An 18,690-nucleotide genomic window follows, 5' to 3' on the forward strand; every position below is an offset into this window, starting at 1 on the left:
AAGAGCAACACTAGAACCATTTTACTACTTAAGAGATAAAAAAGCTAGATATATGAAAAAACTTATTGAAAAAATGCGATTAAAGGCTGATAAGACTTGCATTTCAAAACGATTTTAAGTATAATGATAAGGAACGGTAGATTGCAATTATGCAGACTACCTATAATAAAACAAATTCCCCAAAGGAGACATTTTTAAAATGGCTAAAGAAGTATACGACCGTAGCAAACCACACGTTAATATTGGTACTATCGGACACGTTGACCATGGTAAAACTACCCTCTCAGCTGCAATCTCTAAAGTATTGTCTGACAAAGGTTACTCTAAAGCGACTGACTTTGCATCTATCGATGCTGCTCCAGAAGAACGCGAACGTGGTATCACTATCAACACTGCTCACATCGAGTACGAAACTGAAAAACGTCACTATGCCCACATCGACGCTCCAGGTCACGCGGACTACGTTAAAAATATGATCACTGGTGCTGCCCAAATGGACGGTGCAATCCTCGTTGTTGCTGCAACTGACGGACCAATGCCACAAACTCGTGAACACATCTTGCTTTCACGTCAAGTTGGTGTTAAATACCTTATCGTCTTCCTTAACAAAGCAGACCTTGTTGATGATGAAGAATTGATGGAACTCGTTGAAATGGAAGTTCGTGACCTCTTGAGCGAATACGACTTCCCAGGTGACGATATTCCTGTAATCGCTGGTTCAGCACTTGGTGCTTTGAACGGTGAACCACAATGGGTTGCTAAAGTTGAAGAATTGATGGACATCGTTGATGAATACATCCCAACTCCAGAACGCGACACTGACAAACCACTCCTTCTTCCAGTCGAAGACGTATTCTCTATCACTGGTCGTGGTACTGTTGCTTCAGGACGTATCGAACGTGGTACTGTTAAAGTTGGTGACGAAGTTGAAATCGTTGGTATCAAAGAAGAAACTAAGAAAGCTGTTGTTACTGGTATCGAAATGTTCCGTAAAACACTTACTGAAGGTCTTGCTGGTGATAACGTCGGTGCACTTCTCCGTGGTATCCAACGTGACGAAATCGAACGTGGTCAAGTTATTGCTAAACCAGGTTCAATCACTCCACACAAACTTTTCGAAGGTGAAGTTTACGTATTGAGCAAAGAAGAAGGCGGACGTCACACTCCATTCTTCGACAACTACCGTCCTCAATTCTACTTCCACACAACTGACGTTACTGGTTCAGTTAAACTTCCTGAAGGAACTGAAATGGTAATGCCTGGTGACAACGTGCATATTGACGTTGAATTGATCCACCCAGTTGCGATCGAACAAGGTACTACTTTCTCTATCCGTGAAGGTGGACGTACTGTTGGTTCAGGTATCGTTGCTGAAATCAAAGCTTAATTATAAAACTAAGCAAATAAAAACTGTCATTTATGACAGTTTTTTTATATAAAATTTTAGTAAAATAAAAACTCCCATAGGGAGTTTTTTAAATTTCTGATTTTGTAAATACACCGCGGTCAACAAGTGCATCCATTTGGAAATAAAACTTATTTTGAATCATTTCATTCGCATTTTTGAAAATATCAACATTGCGTAATCCTGATTTGTCAGTAACTGAAAGCTTAAAACCACTTAAATCAGGATTAACGATAATTTTTAATAAAAATCCTTCATTTGAATTTGGAACTTCTTCAAGAAGTCTCTTAAATTCAAAATTACCAATTTTAGTTTGGATAAAAGTTGTATCTTTTAGAGTGAATTTTTTAACGGTAGGCGCAAGTTGATAAACATACTTGCTTCCCTCTAAATGTTTTTCTGTGACAAATGCCATTGCATTCTCCTGACTAAATATTAATTTATTTTAAAATAGAACTAAGCTTTTCAACAAAGAGATTAACTTCATCAAGTGTGTTTAATTCTGAAAATGAAATACGAATATTTTCTTTGAGTTTATCAGAATTTTTTCCGTAAACTGCCTCAAGAACGTGAGAAGGTTCAATTGTTCCAGCAGCGCAAGCAGAACCAGTTGAAATTGCAAAACCAGCTAAATCCAGTTTCGTCAGTAATAAGTCATGATTCTCATTTGGAAAAGCAAGATTAAGAACATGAGGCATACTTGGACCAAAATTATTTTTATAAAAAGGAATTTCTTGTTCTTTTAATTTACTGAGCAAGTGGTGATTGAGTTCTTCGACTGCTTGATAATTAGACTCAATATTTTCAAGTGCGAGTTCTAAGGCCTTAGCTAGACCAACCAGTGAGTGAAGATTTTCTGTACCAGCCCGTCTTTTTTCTTCTTGTTCACCACCATGAATCAGAGCATCAAAGTGAAGAAGTTCATTATAGTATAAGAAGCCGACACCTTTTGGTCCATGAAATTTATGAGCAGAAGCAGATAAGAAATCGGCGCCAATTTCAAGAGGGTGAACTGGAATTTTTCCCATAACTTGTGTTGCATCAACATGGAAAACGGCTTGATGTTGACTCAAAAGTTCTCCGACTTCCTTTACTGGAAGCAGTTGTCCTGTTTCATTATTAGCCCACATCATGCTGACTAAAATTGTGTCTGGACGCAAGTTTTTTTCAATGAGTGCCGCTGGAAAAGTGCCATCAGCATTTGGTTTTACAAAAGTCACATCAAATTTATAACGGTCATGAAGGTATTGAACAGTATTTAAAACAGATGGATGTTCAATAGCTGTAGTGATAATGTGATTTCCTTTATCTCTATTTGCCAAGGCATAACCAATTAAAGCTTGATTATTGGCTTCGCTAGCGCCAGAGGTAAAAATGATATTTCGACTTGGAACTTCAAGAGCAGTGGCGACCGTTTCACGGGATTTGCGAACAATCTGACTAGCAGCACGTCCGAGAGTGTGGATACTTGAGGGATTTCCAAAATTAGTTGATAAACTTTCTGATATTGCGGTGATGACCTCAGGAAGAAGTGGAGTAGTAGCTGCGTTATCTAAATATATAATTTTATTTTTCCTACCTTTCGTAGTAATTAGTGGATATTTTTATAAGGATTTAATATTTTTTGTAAAAGTTAGTGTTTTATCTTTGCATACTTTACTGATAGAAAGATTATAATTTTTCTATCAGTATTAAATCGTTTCCTTATCTGATAAGCTCTATTTTAACATTTTTTTATCTTTTTTATCTGAATCTTGATAAGTTTATTTGCTAGATTGAAATATCAAATTGAACGATTAAACGTCATCTATTGATGGTATATTTCTCTATTTAATTATATAATATTCTTAGGGAGGGTTTTATTATGGTTGAACAATATAAAAATATTTTAGTCGCAGTAGATGGTTCAGAACAATCCTATGATGCACTTCGGGAAGCAATCGAAACCGCTCAAGCGAATGATTCACAGTTGAAAATATTGTATGTTTTAAATGATAAACTGGCAAATATTCCGGTACATTTGGATACAATGACACTTTATAAAAGTGTTCAAGAGCATTCTGATTATGTGGTGGATCAAGTTCAAGGGTATCTTAAAGATACAGAAGTTAGTTTTGAAATTGTCCGTTTAACAGGAAGCCCCAAAAGAGAAATTATTAATTATTCAAAAGAAAATAACATTGATTTAATCGTTCTAGGTTCTACAGGTCTTGATGCCATTGACCGTTTTATTATCGGTTCAACAACACAGTATATTGTTAATCATGCATCTTGCAACGTGATGGTTGTTAAATAAAAAAGAGAAAAGTTGTCATTAGATGACTTTTTATTTTTCTAAAAGAATTATAAAAATACCAAATCTAGCTTGGTATTTTTATTGTTTTAAATTAGAAAATTCTTTTAATCTTGAGGTTTTTCATGTTCAAAAAGTGGAGAAACTGGACGTCCTTCATGAATACGAAGAATTGCACTAGCTAAGTATTCAGCGGCACTTAAATATTTCACGTTCAAAGGCTTACGGTGCTCAGTAACTACAGAGTCTGTTACTAAGATTTCTTTGATATCTGCTTTTTCAAGAACATCAGCAGCATTTGTTGTGAATAATCCGTGACTGGCAACAGCATAGATTTCGCTGGCTCCAGCTTCGCGAACGACATTCGCTGCGTTAGCAAAAGTCACCCCTGTATTTAAGATATCATCAATAAGAATTACTTTTTTACCAGAAACATTACCGATTACATAACCATTTTCACGATTTTTATCATCATCTTCATAGTCAACAATGGCAATTGCTGATTCTAAGTATTCAGCAAGTGAACGTGCACGTTTGATACCAGAATTTTTAGGAGCAACAACGATAACATCGTCACCAAATAAACCATTTTTACGATAGTAATCAGCAAAAAGTGGAACAGTGAAAAGATTATCTACAGGAATATCGAAGAATCCTTGAACCTGAACAGCATGAATATCAAGAGTGAGTACGCGGTCAGCTCCAGCTTTAACAATCATATCAGCAACTAATTTTGCTGTGATTGGTTCACGAGAAGTCGCAGTACGGTCTTGACGAGCATAGCCAAAGTAAGGAATTACGATGTTAATCGTACGAGCAGAAGCACGTTTACATGCATCAATCATGATAAGCAATTCCCAAAGGTGATCATTAACAGGGCAGCTGGTTGATTGAACAATGAAAATGTCTTGACTACGGACACTTTCTTCCATGTTAATCATAATTTCACCGTCAGAAAACTGTTTTGAAGAAAGTTTTCCTAGAGGAACTCCTGTAAATTGGCTAATTTTCTCAGCAAGACCAGGGTTTGAGTTTAAGGCAAAAAGCTTTAAGTGTGAATCAGAGTAAACCACGATTTCTCTCCATTTTCTTTTATGAAATAATATAGTTCTATTTTAGCAAAATTATGATGATTTTCATAGTCTATATCGATAAATATCTTTGTGAATTAATATGAAAATAAAAGTTAAGAGTATTTAGAAAAAATTTTATAAGTGAAAAATAAATTCACAAACTTAAAATTCTAATAATTTAAAAAAGCGCTTTAAACGTTTAAGAATACGCTTTTGAAAACATTTTCAAAAAATGGGGAAAGTAAAGTTTGTGAAAGTTGCGGCAAAGTCTTGCGTTTACATAAGTGAAGTGTTACAATGGTTCTGTAAGGTTCGTGAAAGCTAAGTGTTACGAACAAATTATTTATTTTTAGGGGAATTAAAAATGAAAAAAACAAAAGTGATTTCACTTCTTGCTGTTTCAGTGCTCTCAGTTTCTTTACTTGCCGCTTGTGGAAGTAATAACTCATCAAGTAGCTCTGATAAAAAAACAGAACAATCATCTAAAGCAGAAGTTTTTGCTGGTGCAACTCAAGGAACAAGTAACTTCTATGATTTGCAAAAAGGTTTTTCTAAAAATGGCGCTTGGTTGAACGCAACTAAAGGTGATATGAACGCTTCAGGCAAAACTTTGACTGTTGAAGGACTTTTCTTGGGTGACGGACAAGTTGCTCGTAAATTGGCAATCTACAATCAAGATAGCAGCCATAAAATTACTGCTCGTTATACTTTGACAGTTGATAAAATTGAAGTGAAATCTCCTGGTTTCTATATTTCAAATGGTACTGTTAAAGGAAATGTTGATGTATTTGCAACTGGCTTCCACGGACAAACTGTTACAGGTGTTGAAGGACAAGCAACAATTGATGGTAACTTGACTTTTGCTAGCCAAGACCTCCTTGACGCTTACAATAAATTACCAGATGCTCAAAAAGTTAAAGTGACTGGTACAACTTCAGTTGTTAAAGGTGATGTTGTTTCATTCAAACCTGGTGGAATTACTGCCGGTGCTCATGGTAATGTAACTTATTCATTTGAAGGAAATGGTACAGATACAAAAACTGGTGCAACAACTGGTACTGCTGATGTTTCAGTATTGAAAAAAGCACTTGGTAAAAATGGTGCTTGGCTTGTAGCTACTAATGCTGACGTTGATGCTTCAGGAAAAGACCTTACAATTGATGGAACTTTCCTCAATGAAAAAGCGGCTGTTCAACGTACACTTGCGATGATTAGCCAAAATGATCAACACCAAGTAACTAAATCTTATACATTGACTGTTGGACGTTTGATTGTTAACTCACCAGCCTTTGACCTTGAAGGTGGTAATATTAAAGGTGACGTTTATGTCGGTAAAGATGCTTCAATTGAAGCTCGCGACATGAAAGGAACTGATGGTAAATCAATCCAATCTGAAATCACTGGAAATCTTTACTTTGCAACTCAAGAACAACTTGACACTTACAAAGCTCTTCCAGCTGCAAATCAATTCAAAGTATCAGGTGAAGTTGCTGTAAAAGCCGCTAACTAATGAACTAAAAATTGTCTAAAAGGCTCTCTATGAGCCTTTTTTTCTTTCTCAAAATATAGTATAATGGGACATACGTGTAGTTCTATACAAAAATGAATTTGTCAGCAAAATGTTTACTGACAGAAAAGAAAATCTCTCATAAGAAAAAAATTTACTGACAAAATAATCAGTGATGACAATTTGATTTTTGTTTAGAAACACGTAGACTAAAAATAATGCAAAAGCAGGAGACTGGACTGTTAGAAAAAATTCTAAGCATTTCAAGTCAAGGAGAATAACATTGGCAAAAGAAACATTTTCAATCGAATTTGCAGGACGAACTTTAACTGTTGAAACAGGTCAAGTTGCAAAACAAGCAAATGGAGCTGTGGTTGTACGTTATGGAGATACAACAGTTTTGACAGCTGCTACAATGGGTAAAATGGCTACAGGTGATTTCTTCCCACTACAAATGAATTATGAAGAAAAAATGTATGCTGCAGGAAAATTTCCAGGAGGTTTTAACAAACGTGAAGCGCGTCCTTCAACAGATGCGACTTTGACAGCTCGTTTGATTGACCGTCCAATTCGTCCAATGTTTGCCGAAGGTTTTCGTAATGAAGTTCAAGTAATCAATACTGCCCTTTCTTATGATGAAAATGCGTCTGGTCGTGTGGCAGCAATGTTTGGTTCATCTCTTGCTCTGGCGATTTCTGATATTCCATTTGATGGTCCAATTGCTGGTGTTGAAGTTGCTTATATTGACGGAAAATATGTCATCAATCCAACTGTTGCAGAAAAAGAGTCTTCAAGTTTGGAACTTTCTGTTGCTGGAAACATTAATGCCATTAACATGGTTGAGTCTGGGGCAAAGGAATTGTCAGAAGAAGTGATGCTTGGTGCACTTTTAGCTGGACATAATGCTGTTAAAGAATTAATCGAATTTCAAAATGAAATTGTTGCGAAAGTCGGAAAAGAAAAAGCTGAAGTTGAACTTTTGCATGTTGATGAAGATTTGAAAGCCGAAGTTATTGCAGCTTACAATTCAGATTTACAAAAAGCCGTTCAAGTTGAAGAAAAACTAGCGCGTGAAGCAGCAACAAAAGCAGTTAAAGAGGCAATAATTTCTGTTTACAGTGCAAAATATGAAAATGATGAAAATCTATCAATCATTTTGCGTGATCTTGCTGAAATTCTTGAAGGAATGGAACATGCAGAAGTTCGTCGTCTGATTACCGAAGATAAAATCCGTCCTGATGGACGTAAAATTGATGAAATTCGTCCATTGGATGCGGAAATTGACTTTACTCCACGTAGTATTACACACGGAACTGGTTTATTTACTCGCGGTCAAACTCAAGCCCTGTCAACCTTGACTTTAGCACCAATGAATGAAGCGCAAATTATTGATGGCTTAAATGATGAATATAAAAAACGTTTTATGCACCACTACAATTTCCCACAGTACTCTGTTGGTGAAACTGGACGTTACGGGGCACCAGGTCGACGTGAAATTGGTCACGGAGCACTCGGAGAACGGGCTTTAGAACAAGTCCTTCCTTCTTTGGAAGAATTCCCTTATGCTATTCGTTTAGTTGCTGAGGTATTGGAATCAAATGGTTCTTCATCACAAGCTTCAATTTGTGCGGGAACACTTGCACTGATGGCTGGGGGTGTGCCAATTAAAGCGCCAGTTGCTGGAATTGCGATGGGCTTGATTTCTGACGGAACGAACTATACTGTTTTGACCGACATTCAAGGACTTGAAGACCATTTTGGTGATATGGACTTTAAGGTTGCGGGAACTCGTGAAGGAATTACTGCTCTCCAAATGGATATTAAGATTTCTGGAATTACACCAGAAATTCTTGCCGAAGCTCTTGCTCAAGCCAAAACTGCTCGCTTCCAAATCTTAGACGTGATTGAAGCAACAATTGCGCAACCGCGTGAAGAGTTGGCGCCGTCTGCTCCTAAAATTGATACAATTATGATTCCTGTAGATAAGATTAAAGTGGTCATCGGTAAAGGTGGCGAACAAATCGATAAAATTATCGCAGAAACTGGGGTTAAAATTGACATTGATGATGAAGGGCTTTGTTCAATTTTCTCTTCTGACCAATCAGCGATTGATCGTGCTAAAGAAATTATTGCTGAACTTGTCCGTGAAGCAAAAGTTGGCGAAGTTTATGAAGCAAAAGTGGTTCGTATCGAAAGTTTTGGTGCCTTTGTCAATCTCTTTGGCAAACAAGATGCTATGGTTCACATTTCAGAAATGGCTTGGGCACGTACGGCCAAAGTTGAAGATGTCATGAAACTAGGCGATGTAGTTAAAGTGAAAATCATGAAGATTGACGATAAAGGACGTGTTGATGCGTCAATGCGTGCTTTGGTTGAAAAACCAGAAGGATATGTTGAACCTGAGCGTAAACCCCGTGAACGTCGTGATAATAAGGACCGTCGTAATGGAAATGGATTCGATCGTCGCAACAACGACCGTAATAACCATAATAACCATAACAACAATAGCGGAAATCATAGTTTTGAACTTCGTGAACGCAAATCACACGTTGACCATGAGTTTCCAGAGCTTTCAACTAAAAAGCCAGAATAAACTGAACTTTAAAATGGAAAAGCTGTAAAAATAGACCTAAAAAAGCTAAAAATTTACTGATGAAAATACTAGCCTATTCCTAAGTGTTCTCTAGGCATTTCGTACTGTGTTGTCCCTTTTTCTATCCGCTCAAGCGAATGAAATAAAGGCAAAGCGTCGAAGGTTACGTTATGACAGAAACAGGCGAGGAATAATCTTAAATTTGTCAGTAAGTTATTTGTTTACTTAGCTTGTAAGTAATCACTGACAGGTCTGTCAGCAAAAAAATATGTCTAATTATAACCTTAATCCAGAATTGGATGAACGTCTGCGTGTCTCATTAGCAAATCCAGGATCATTTATGGAAGATTTGTCCTTGGTCTATGCTTTTCACCAATTCCCAGTACTCGCCCCAAAATCAGTCTTTTTTGTTCCGATTGAAGACCATAAGGCTTTACCTGTCTTTACAACAGAAGAAGACTTGGAAGTTTTTCTGTCAGAACTGACAGATTTTGAAACAGAATGGGAACTTCACTCATTGATTGAGATATTGGATCAGTTAATGGAAACTGATATTGATATTTTGGCAATCAATCCAAAATTGCCTCAAGATGAAGATAAAGGAAATACGGTTTATTTCGGAACACCGGAATTAATGCAATTTTTGATTCATTATACGGAAATTTTGAATAAAGTTTTCAGTCCAGAAAACACTTCTGCTGAACAAAGAGAAAAATATTACTTCGTACCAGCTTTTGTGACTACAACGAATCAAAGAACTTTTCCAAATTTAATCAATCAAGAAAACGAAGAATATCTTCCTGTTTTTGATAACTTAGACAGTTTGGCTAAATGGCATAATGAAGATTATTTTAGTCAAGCCTTTAAAGACAACAATGGCCAAGTATTACTTTTGAAACTTGATGAATTGTTGGAATCAGATGTTGAAACAATGAATGATTTAGGAAAAAGCCTTGGAATTACTGTAAATCCATTGGATTTTTCACAAGAAGAAGTTCAAAATTCAATGGTTACTTGGGAAGAATTGGCAAGAGATTAAATGAATTAACAGAGTAATTAAGTCTCGGCAGCATTTTTTTAACAACAAGGCCCACAATGCTTATGGTATAATTACTGTAAGTATTTTTTAGCGAAGTAGGAAAAAATGAAAGAAAAAAAGAAAGGTTTTTGGTCTGAAGCAATTCGGGTGACCAAGGAAAATGACCCAGCCGCTCGAACGGCATTAGAAGTGTTGTTGACCTATCCGGGAGTAAAAGCACTTGCGGCTCACCGAATTTCACATTTTCTTTGGCGCCATAATTTGGAACTTTTAGCCCGGATGCATTCCCAATTTTGGCGCTTTTGGACGCAAATTGAAATTCATCCAGGAGCTGAAATTGCTCATGGTGTCTTTATTGACCATGGTTCAGGTTTAGTCATTGGTGAAACGGCGATTGTAGAATCCGATGTAAAACTCTATCACGGAGTGACCCTGGGTGGAACGGGTAAAGACAAGGGGAAACGGCATCCAACCATTAGACAAGGTGCCTTGATTTCGGCTCATTCACAGCTTTTGGGCCCAATCGAAGTTGGGAGGAACGCAAAGGTAGGAGCAAGTGCTGTTGTGGTAACAGATGTTCCAGCCGAGGTTACTGTTGTCGGCATTCCCGCAAAAGTTGTTCGAGCTAAAGGTAAAAAGGATTTGGAACGGATTACAAATCTTGAAGAGCAACGTGAAGCGAGCTATCATTCGTCACATTTGTGAGGAGGAATGAGAAGTGAAAAAGAGAAAAGTAGCTGTTTATGAAGGACATATGCTTAGCACTTTAAAATCGTTTACTGATGCGGTAATGTCTATTATTGCGACGATTATGGTTTTAGAGATTCCTTTGCCAAAATTTATTGGAACTAATCATTATGATTTTCGTGAAACAAGTAGTTCACTCATTATTTTCTTTGTGAGTTTTCTAGTTGTTGTTTCATATTATTTTCAGTTTAGTAAGTTTTTTGGACGGATAAAGAAAATGAGTGGTTGGCAGATATTCGCCTATACGATTTTTCTCATGCTTGTTTCACTTTTCCCCTTTATGACTCAAACTGATAATGGTAGTCATCCCGCTTATTTTACAATAGTCTATGTTATATATATTATTGTGACCTCACGGTTTGCTTCTTTGATTATCAAAGCTGCTTATCGTTTAAATGAAGTAAAAATCAATAGGTATCAGGCACGCAAACCTTGGGATTTGTTAGCTATGTCAGTGATTGCTATTGTGATTTCGAGTCTTGGTTATTCTGCTTATACAGGAATACCATTGCTCTATCTGCCAATACGTTCTCTTGTAACCTCAATTGTTTATGATGAAGATTAAGAAGGAAATAGAATGAAAATATATAACACTTATAGTCGACAGCTAGAAGATTTTCAACCGATTGAACCTGGAAAAGTTAAAATGTATGTCTGCGGACCGACCGTTTATAATTACATCCATGTGGGAAATGCTCGCTCAGTTGTTGCTTTTGATTTAGTCAGAAAATATTTGGAATTTCGGGGATTTGAAGTTGAATATATCTCTAATTTCACAGATGTTGATGATAAAATTATTAAGGCAGCTGCCAGTGAAAATATCAGTACAAAAGAACTTTCAGAACGCTATATTGCGGCATTCTATGAAGACACTGATTTATTGAATGTCAAAAGAGCCAGCCAAAATCCAAAAGCAACGGAATTTATCGAAGCGATGATTGATTTTATTCAAGAACTTTTGGATAAGGACTACGCTTATATTTCTGAGGGGGATGTGTATTTCCGTGTAGCTAAATCAAAAAATTACGCTAAATTGGCAAATAAAAACCTTGCAGATTTACTTGCAGGGGCTTCTGGACGTACGGATGAGGAAACTAATTTAAAAGAATCACCAGCCGATTTCGCCCTTTGGAAATCTGTAAAAGCTGATGAAGTTTCGTGGCAAGCCCCTTGGGGAGCAGGACGTCCGGGTTGGCATATTGAATGTTCTGTTATGTCAACTTCGTTATTGGGTGAAACGATTGATATTCATGGAGGGGGAGCAGATTTAGAATTTCCTCACCATACTAATGAAATTGCACAATCTGAAGCAAAAACAGGCCAAAAATTTGTTAACTATTGGATGCACAATGGTTTTGTCAATGTTGATGGTGAAAAAATGTCCAAATCATTAGGAAATTTCACAACTGTCCATGAATTACTTCAAGTTGTTGACCCACAAATTTTACGTTTCTTTTTGGCAACAACTCATTACAGAAGACCGCTTAATTTTACTGATGATGCACTGACAGAAGCAGAAAATAATATTAAAAAAATAGAAAATGCTTATCGACATTTGGATGACCAAGCTGAGTCCAATCTATCGGCTTTGACAACTTTTAGAAATGATTTTGTGGCTGCTATGGATGAAGATTTCAACATTGCTAATGGAATGACTGTTTTTTATGACTTTGTTTCGTGGGTCAATAAAGGAAATGGGGGAGCTGAGGTCAAAGCATTCTTTGATCAGGTTTTAGAAATATTAGGCATAAAATTTGAAATTGAACAAAGTTTAGATAGTGAAATCGAAGCGATGATTGAAGCGAGACAATTGGCACGAGAAGTCCGTGATTTTGCGAAATCAGATGAAATTCGTGATGCTTTGAAGGCTCAAGGAATTGTTCTTGAAGATACAAAAGATGGGGTACGGTGGCATCGTGAATAAGCAACAAGCAGAACTTTTAAATGGAATTGCCCTTGCCTATGTGGGGGATGCAATATTTGAAGTCTTTGTCCGCGATTACTTGTTAGAAAAAGGGCTGACAAAATCTGCTTTCCTTCAAAAAAATGCCACAAAATTTGTGTCAGCTAAAGCGCAAGCAAAAATCATCAGAGACATGGAAGAAGTCGATTTTCTTACGGAATATGAACTCACATATTTCAAAAGAGGACGTAACGCTCACTCTAAAACTACGGCCAAAAATACCGATGTTGTCACTTATCGGATTTCAACTGGTTTTGAAGCTGTCGTTGGGATTCTTCACTTGACACAAGAAAATGAGCGTCTTAAAGAATTTTGGAATTTTTGTGTCGAAACAATCGAAAAAGATACAGCCTAAAGATTACTGTCTGACAGAAAAAAAGTATTAAGCAAATTATTTTAAAAAAAGAAAAAAATCCGCTAAAATAGGTATGCAAAGATACAAAGAAAAAAACAGCGGAAAGAAGAAGAGATGTATAGAGTAGTTACAATGTACGGCACCGATGAGCCATGGTGGTTCTTTGAAGGCTGGAAAGAAGATATAGTTTCAGTAGACGAATTTGATGATTTTTATAAAGCTTTAAAATGGTACAAAAAAGAATGGTTTGAGATGGCTGAGAATTTTAAAGAATTCACTAGTAAGTCAGGATTACAAACCGCATTTTGGCAAAATGGTGATGAAGAATGGTGTGAAGATTGTGTAGGCTATTTGCAACGTTATCACAGTATTGCCTTGCTTGAAGATTGGCATGCGATTCCTCTTGAAAAAAACGTTCAGGTTATAGTAAAAAATCAGGGGGGGCTTCCTGAGCGATTCTGTTCAATGAAAAACGAAAATTAAAAAATGAGAAAGTTTACTTTTTAGGAAAACTTTCTTTTTCTTTTGTAAAATGACTGTGAGCATTTTAGTGGTAAGAGACTTGAAATTATATTATAATTATTTTATAATATAAATCTAATGTTAGGAGAGGCTATGAAGAAACCATTAATTATATTAGATGGATTTTTAATATTACTTATTATGATTCTTGGATTGACCTTGCTCCACAATATTCAAGAACAATCTAAAGAGTCTTCAATTTCGAATACTGCAGGTAGTCAGCAAAATTCGATTGAAAATAAAAAAGAAATAAAAAAAGTTGGACTAAAAATAAATACTAAAGAGGTTAAAAAAGGTAATTTTTTGACTTTGTCAGGACTGTGGAAAAATCGTCAAAGCAAAAGTATCGTTGTTTCAGGTCCGTCAGCAACTTTCGGTGATATTCAGTATGAACTTGTCTTAGAAGGGGTAACTCCAGAAAACGAACTCCCTTATCTAAAACTAATTGGTGAAGGAAAAGATTCTGGGAAATTCTTAGGGGTCTATCCGCAAGGAAGTGCTATTCCTGTCAGGTTGGCTAATGGTAGAATTGACTATGCTGGGCAGTATGACCCTACAGATAAGAAAAAAGACCGAATTATTCTTTTTGACGATTATCTCTCGGCACAAGATATTCTTGGACAAGTTTTATATCGAGAATTGGAAGAAATTTTGTAAATAGTAATAGATTTACTTGATTTTGAAAATGATAAGAAAATAGTCTTGAAAAAAATGATAAAATGAGTTAAAATATCATTATCTTAGATAAGAACTCGATGGTCAAAGCTCGGGAAAATATGACAAAAAACTTTTAAAATTACTGACAGGAGGGTCAATTTATTGATTTTCTTTCAGTAACTGATGAGAGGATTTTTTGACATGTTTTTCACAGCTTTGGCTTTTTTATTTGCAAAATATTTATGTTTAATGTGTACAAAGAGTGAGCATTAAATCGTTAGATAAAAGAATTGTCAGTAAGTTTGGCAGTTCTGTCAGCAGTTTTGCAAGAACTTTTATCAAAATAAAAAGAAAGGCGAATTTTAAAAAATTCGTAGTAAAAAATGAATTTTCAAGAAAATTATGATGTCATCGTCATCGGAGGAGGACATGCGGGTGTTGAAGCTTCGCTTGCGGCTGCACGCATGGGTTCTAAAACGTTATTGATGACGATTAATCTTAACATGGTTGCCTTTATGCCATGTAATCCATCAATTGGTGGCTCAGCTAAAGGGATTGTTGTCAGAGAAATTGATGCCCTAGGTGGGGAAATGGGACGCAATATTGACAAGACCTATATTCAAATGAAGATGCTTAATACAGGGAAAGGTCCAGCAGTTCGTGCCCTCCGTGCCCAAGCAGATAAAGATGAATATGCTGCTTCAATGAAAAATACAGTTTCTGACCAAGAAAACTTGACGCTTCGTCAGGGAATGGTTGAAGAACTCATCCTTGATGATGAAAAGCAAAAAGTTATTGGTGTTCGGACATCAACAGGAACACAATACGGGGCTAAGGCTGTCATCATCACGACTGGAACAGCTTTACGTGGGGAAATTATCATCGGTGAATTGAAGTATTCTTCTGGACCAAATAATTCTCTTTCATCAATTGGTTTAGCAGATAATTTACGTGAAATTGGTTTTGAAATTGGTCGTTTTAAAACTGGAACACCGCCACGAGTTTTGGCAAGTTCAATTGATTATGATAAAACAGAAATCCAACCAGGAGATGAAGCACCAAATCATTTTAGCTTTATGAGCTCTGACGAGGATTATCTAAAAGACCAAATTCCTTGCTGGTTGACCTATACTACAGAAAATAGTCATACGATTTTGCGTGATAATTTGCACCGTGCACCACTTTTTTCTGGTATTGTTAAAGGAGTAGGTCCGCGCTATTGCCCATCCATAGAAGACAAAATTACTCGTTTTGCTGACAAACCTCGTCATCAACTCTTTCTTGAACCAGAAGGACGCAATACAGAAGAAGTTTATATCGGTGGACTTTCAACTTCAATGCCTGAAGATGTTCAATTTGATTTAGTAAAATCAATTCCAGGACTCGAGAATGCTAAGATGATGCGTCCAGGTTATGCCATAGAATATGATGTGGTGATGCCTCATCAACTCCGTCCTACTCTTGAAACGAAATTGATTTCAGGTCTATTTACAGCCGGACAAACAAATGGAACTTCAGGTTATGAAGAAGCGGCTGGCCAAGGTTTGGTTGCCGGAATAAATGCCGCTCTTAAGATTCAAGGAAAACCAGAATTTATTCTTAAACGCAGCGAAGCTTATATCGGTGTAATGATTGATGATTTGGTAACCAAAGGGACTTTAGAACCTTATCGCCTCTTGACTTCACGGGCTGAGTACCGTTTGATACTCCGTCATGATAATGCTGACCGCCGCTTGACAGAAATCGGACGTCAAGTTGGTCTCGTTTCAGATGCACAATGGGAGCATTACCAAGCTAAAATGGCTCAATTTGAACGAGAAATGAAACGACTCAATTCGGAAAAACTCAAACCTTTGCCTGATACTCAAGAAAAATTAGGAAAATTGGGCTTTGGTCCAATCAAAGATGCACTGACAGGTGCCGAATTTTTGAAACGACCAGAAGTTCATTATGATGAAGTGATTGATTTCATTGGACAAGCACCAGAAGTAATTGACCGCACAGTCATTGAATTGATTGAAACTGAAATTACTTACGAAGGTTATATTAAAAAAGCAATGGACCAAGTGGACAAAATGCATCGCTTGGAAGCAAAACGAATTCCTAAAAATATGGATTGGGATAAGTTAGATTCCATCGCTACCGAGGCTCGTCAAAAATTCAAAAAAATAAATCCAGAAACACTCGGACAAGCCAGCCGAATTTCAGGTGTAAATCCTGCTGATATTAGTATTCTCATGGTTTATCTTGAAGGAAAATAATTTAGAATTAAAAAGTTACTGACAAAAAGTTACTGATAGAAAAGTTAGAGGAATGCCCTTGTGTTTTAATCACTTAGGACTAGATTCAACTTTTCATCAGTAACTTTTTTTCTTGTAGAATAAATCAAAAGCTGAAAAAATAGGCTTAAATATGGAATGAGGGAAATAGATGACAGAAATAAAAAACATTATTTTTGATTGGGACAATACACTTTTCCCTTTTAAAGAAAAATATTGGGAATTAGCCCACCGACAACTTTTTTCAGAACAATTAGGCCCATTTACTGATCAGGAACTCAATCATTTTATGGAGAAATATCACGAATTTGATGAATTGCTCTGGCCCCAAGTTCATCAAAGACAGATGACCATTGAAGAGTTAAGAGAAGAAAGATTACGCTTGACTCTCGAATATTTTGACTTGGAAATTGATGAAATTTATCTTAGGGCTTTCTTCAAAAATTTTTTGAACAGATTATTTGAGTTGATAGAACCTGATGAGCAACTCATTCAAAATTTGAAAAATCTTTCAAAAAAATATCAACTTGCACTATTAAGTAATGGTGGACGTGTTGAACAAAGAGAGAAATTACGGCGTTCAAATGTTGAAGAATTATTTCCAGTTTATATTTCAGGAGAAACAGGCTATTTAAAACCAGACGCGCGTGCTTTTACAAATTTACTGAACAAGGAGAATTTCAAAGCCAGTGAAACCTTAATGGTTGGAGATTTACTAGAACATGATATAAAGCCAGCTAAAGATTTAGGACTTCAAACAGCCTATATTGGGTCAGAAAAAGGAACCATTGCTGACTATGAGTTTGAAACAATTCAAGAATTATTTAATTCATTATAAGATAAAAAAACGATTAATAATCGTTTTTTTAATTTTTATCAATTTTTAAAGCATTAGTAGTCAAATAGATTTGCTTGACTGGTGCATGGGTTAATCTATAGATTCCATTCTTACTGAAAGTGATACATTTATTTTCAAAAACTCCATTTGATTTCTCAATAAAAAATGTAAAATCTCCTACAAGATTTCCAGTAATGACAAGCGCTAAGTCCTTTGAGTCATTTAAAATCTTTAACCAGCTATTGGAATTTAAAATATATTGTATCCCGGCTTCATCATTAAAAGTTAGGATATGGGAAAATTGAAGCTTAGCATTGATCGATTCACTTTTTTCAACCATTTCTTAAAAAATTGTGATTTCATCATATTCGATAAGTTGGTCAAGAACTTCACTGACCAGTTGAGCAGTTAATAATCGATCACTTGCAGGAATAATGGAATGCTCAGCATCAAGAGAACCATCAGTGATATAAAGTTCATGCATTAATCCCATTGCATACATCCTTTTACGATGAATAGACCAATTCTTTGTTTTTTTATGTTATCAGTAAGATGAGTTAAATCAAGTGCAGCCATAGAAGTCTTCCTTTCTATATTATATACCCGAATTGCTAGTTAATTTCATTGGAAAATAAATAAGTCGTGCTATCCTAATCTTAAACCACTAAGCATTAGAAAGCGCACGACTTATATGACTTATAATAGCACACTTCCAAAAGTTTTTGTTTATTTACTGACAACCATTGAGACGCTTTATCAAACGAGTGTTCCCCTTGAGGTTCAAAACCGAAAGAACGTCCATCTCGCAACATCAGATTGCTTAGTTATCGCTTGTTACCTCTGGGGCGTACTGCATTTTAGTGAAACGCTTAAAGCTAAGCACCAATTGGCTCAAAGTTTATTTCCTAATTTCCTAGAATATTCTCGCTTTGTCCGCCGTTGTAATGCCCTCTTACCGAGTATCCAAGTCATTCGCCAAGCACTCGTCTTTAAAGAGGTTGAAGGAATTAGTGTATCCATTATTGACAGCTTCCCCATTCCTTTGTGTCAGCCTATTTGTAATTTCAGAAGCAAAGGTCTTGGAGATTATGCAAATGTTGGCTACAATGCTACAAAGGGACAGTACTTCTATGGATGTAAATGTCATGCTTTAGTCAGTGAATCAGGCTATGTCATAGACTACACAATTACTCCTGCTTCAATGGCTGATAGTTCAATGACCGAGGAAGTGTTGAGTCAATTTGGGACACCAACAGTCCTTGGAGATATGGGATATTTAGGTCAGTCACTGCATGATAGGCTGGAATTAAAAGGAATTGATCTAATGACACCTGTCAGGAAGAACATGAAGCAAAAGAAAATCCTTTTCCCTAATTTTTCAAAACGTAGAAAAGTGATTGAGCGAGTTTTCTCTTTTTT

19 protein-coding genes are annotated in these 18,690 nt (G+C 36.3%); 14 read left to right on the top strand and 5 right to left on the bottom strand.

Annotated elements, in window-relative coordinates; all coding sequences use genetic code 11:
* Window positions 1–199: 199 nt before the first annotated feature.
* Window positions 200–1,387, top strand: a complete 1,188-nt coding sequence (gene tuf / locus LLA01S_RS06670; protein WP_003132374.1) for an elongation factor Tu — start codon at window positions 200–202, stop codon at window positions 1,385–1,387.
* Between the two features lie 88 nt (window positions 1,388–1,475).
* Here tuf and LLA01S_RS06675 read toward each other — a convergent pair whose 3' ends face one another.
* Both LLA01S_RS06675 and LLA01S_RS06680 read right to left on the bottom strand, forming a co-directional pair.
* Window positions 1,476–1,820 (bottom strand): DUF1831 domain-containing protein, encoded by a 345-nt coding sequence (locus tag LLA01S_RS06675; RefSeq protein ID WP_014572106.1) that lies wholly within the window; start codon window positions 1,818–1,820, stop codon window positions 1,476–1,478.
* A 25-nt stretch (window positions 1,821–1,845) separates the two neighbouring features.
* Window positions 1,846–2,970: a cysteine desulfurase family protein gene (locus LLA01S_RS06680; RefSeq protein ID WP_031286538.1), complete on the bottom strand. Its 1,125-nt coding sequence runs from the start codon at window positions 2,968–2,970 to the stop codon at window positions 1,846–1,848.
* Between the two features lie 299 nt (window positions 2,971–3,269).
* Here LLA01S_RS06680 and LLA01S_RS06685 point away from each other — a divergent pair, with 299 nt between their 5' ends.
* Window positions 3,270–3,701 (top strand): universal stress protein, encoded by a 432-nt coding sequence (locus tag LLA01S_RS06685; protein ID WP_011676870.1) that lies wholly within the window; start codon window positions 3,270–3,272, stop codon window positions 3,699–3,701.
* 104 nt (window positions 3,702–3,805) lie between these two features.
* Here LLA01S_RS06685 and LLA01S_RS06690 read toward each other — a convergent pair whose 3' ends face one another.
* Window positions 3,806–4,771 carry a ribose-phosphate diphosphokinase gene (locus LLA01S_RS06690; RefSeq protein ID WP_011676869.1) on the bottom strand — a complete coding sequence of 322 codons (966 nt, stop codon included), beginning with the start codon at window positions 4,769–4,771 and terminating at the stop codon, window positions 3,806–3,808.
* A gap of 364 nt (window positions 4,772–5,135) precedes the next feature.
* On the opposite strand from LLA01S_RS06690, the gene LLA01S_RS06695 reads away from it, so the two are divergent.
* The 11 genes from LLA01S_RS06695 (at window position 5,136) to LLA01S_RS06745 (ending at window position 17,271) form a co-directional block, all read left to right on the top strand.
* Complete coding sequence (locus LLA01S_RS06695) at window positions 5,136–6,281, top strand: hypothetical protein (RefSeq protein WP_061778025.1); 1,146 nt, start codon at window positions 5,136–5,138, stop codon at window positions 6,279–6,281.
* Window positions 6,282–6,561: 280 nt separating this feature from the next.
* Complete coding sequence (gene pnp / locus LLA01S_RS06700) at window positions 6,562–8,871, top strand: polyribonucleotide nucleotidyltransferase (protein WP_061778026.1); 2,310 nt, start codon at window positions 6,562–6,564, stop codon at window positions 8,869–8,871.
* 268 nt (window positions 8,872–9,139) lie between these two features.
* Window positions 9,140–9,910, top strand: coding sequence for a hypothetical protein (locus tag LLA01S_RS06705; RefSeq protein WP_011676866.1), 771 nt, complete (start codon window positions 9,140–9,142; stop codon window positions 9,908–9,910).
* Window positions 9,911–10,015: 105 nt separating this feature from the next.
* Window positions 10,016–10,615, top strand: coding sequence for a serine O-acetyltransferase (gene cysE / locus LLA01S_RS06710; RefSeq protein WP_021165697.1), 600 nt, complete (start codon window positions 10,016–10,018; stop codon window positions 10,613–10,615).
* A 13-nt stretch (window positions 10,616–10,628) separates the two neighbouring features.
* Window positions 10,629–11,222, top strand: a complete 594-nt coding sequence (locus tag LLA01S_RS06715; RefSeq protein ID WP_021165696.1) for a TMEM175 family protein — start codon at window positions 10,629–10,631, stop codon at window positions 11,220–11,222.
* A gap of 12 nt (window positions 11,223–11,234) precedes the next feature.
* Entirely contained in the window at window positions 11,235–12,581 is a 1,347-nt protein-coding gene (cysS, locus tag LLA01S_RS06720; RefSeq protein WP_021211905.1) for a cysteine--tRNA ligase, read from the top strand.
* The gene (locus LLA01S_RS06725) at window positions 12,574–12,975 is read left to right on the top strand and encodes a Mini-ribonuclease 3 (RefSeq protein ID WP_061778027.1); all 402 of its coding nucleotides are present in this window, start codon (window positions 12,574–12,576) and stop codon (window positions 12,973–12,975) included. The genes cysS and LLA01S_RS06725 overlap by 8 nt, the downstream gene beginning before the upstream one ends.
* Window positions 12,976–13,089: 114 nt before the next feature.
* Window positions 13,090–13,458: a DUF1033 family protein gene (locus tag LLA01S_RS06730; protein WP_061778028.1), complete on the top strand. Its 369-nt coding sequence runs from the start codon at window positions 13,090–13,092 to the stop codon at window positions 13,456–13,458.
* Between the two features lie 132 nt (window positions 13,459–13,590).
* The gene (locus tag LLA01S_RS06735; protein WP_011676860.1) at window positions 13,591–14,154 is read left to right on the top strand and encodes a DUF6287 domain-containing protein; all 564 of its coding nucleotides are present in this window, start codon (window positions 13,591–13,593) and stop codon (window positions 14,152–14,154) included.
* A 383-nt stretch (window positions 14,155–14,537) separates the two neighbouring features.
* A complete protein-coding gene (mnmG, locus tag LLA01S_RS06740; protein ID WP_021165694.1) occupies window positions 14,538–16,415 on the top strand; it encodes a tRNA uridine-5-carboxymethylaminomethyl(34) synthesis enzyme MnmG in 1,878 nt (625 codons plus the stop codon).
* A 169-nt stretch (window positions 16,416–16,584) separates the two neighbouring features.
* Complete coding sequence (locus LLA01S_RS06745) at window positions 16,585–17,271, top strand: HAD family hydrolase (protein WP_015082786.1); 687 nt, start codon at window positions 16,585–16,587, stop codon at window positions 17,269–17,271.
* Between the two features lie 28 nt (window positions 17,272–17,299).
* On the opposite strand, the gene LLA01S_RS13180 is transcribed toward LLA01S_RS06745, so the two are convergent.
* On the bottom strand, window positions 17,300–17,611 hold the full coding sequence (locus LLA01S_RS13180) for a hypothetical protein (RefSeq protein WP_014572120.1): 312 nt from the start codon (window positions 17,609–17,611) through the stop codon (window positions 17,300–17,302).
* Window positions 17,612–17,614: 3 nt separating this feature from the next.
* The gene (locus tag LLA01S_RS13185) at window positions 17,615–17,764 is read right to left on the bottom strand and encodes a hypothetical protein (RefSeq protein ID WP_014572121.1); all 150 of its coding nucleotides are present in this window, start codon (window positions 17,762–17,764) and stop codon (window positions 17,615–17,617) included.
* A gap of 198 nt (window positions 17,765–17,962) precedes the next feature.
* On the opposite strand from LLA01S_RS13185, the gene LLA01S_RS06755 reads away from it, so the two are divergent.
* Window positions 17,963–18,690: IS982-like element IS982B family transposase (locus LLA01S_RS06755; protein ID WP_061778029.1), on the top strand; the 728-nt coding region annotated here is incomplete at its 3' end.

The organism is Lactococcus cremoris subsp. cremoris NBRC 100676 (assembly GCF_001591705.1).
In the GTDB taxonomy this organism is placed as follows: domain Bacteria; phylum Bacillota; class Bacilli; order Lactobacillales; family Streptococcaceae; genus Lactococcus; species Lactococcus cremoris.